Below are 509 nucleotides of genomic sequence, written 5' to 3' on the forward strand. Positions count from 1 at the left end.
AGAAGCTGGTCGACGAAGTCCGCGTGCTGGACCGCCTGGGAAAAGGCGGGCCGTTGCGGCGACGGCCTTCGTCATCGACTCCCAGAGCGTCCGCAGCAGCGAAGCAGGCCACGGCCGCTCCTACGACGCAGGCAAGAAAGTCAACGGCCGCAAGCGGATGACCGCCGTCGACGTTGAAGGAAACCTGTTGGCGGTGCAGATCACCGGTGGGGCCATCAGTGAGACCGCTGCCGGGATCGACCTGCTAGAGGAACTCGCCGAACAGTTCCCCGACCTGCGTCAAGTGTGGTGCGACCAGGGCTTTCGCCGCGGCTTCATCGAGCGTGCCGCGGAACTGGGCATCACCACCACGGTCATCAGTCGAGCGCCAGGAACGGTCGGCTTCCACGTCCTGCCTCGGCGCTGGGTGGTGGAACGTTTCTTCGCCTGGATCAGCCGGGCCCGTCGTCTGGCTCGCGACTTCGAACGGTTGGCGAGTACGGCCCTCACCATGGTCCAGATCGCCTACA

At 65.4% G+C, this 509-nt stretch carries 1 protein-coding gene; it reads left to right on the plus strand.

Features of this window, described 5'->3' with window-relative positions; all coding sequences use genetic code 11:
• The coding region (locus tag ACFQ46_RS24235) for a transposase (RefSeq protein ID WP_380262921.1) at window positions 1-509 on the plus strand (509 nt) is incomplete at both ends.

It is taken from the genome of Kineococcus sp. GCM10028916, assembly GCF_042674865.1.
Classification (GTDB): domain Bacteria; phylum Actinomycetota; class Actinomycetes; order Actinomycetales; family Kineococcaceae; genus Kineococcus.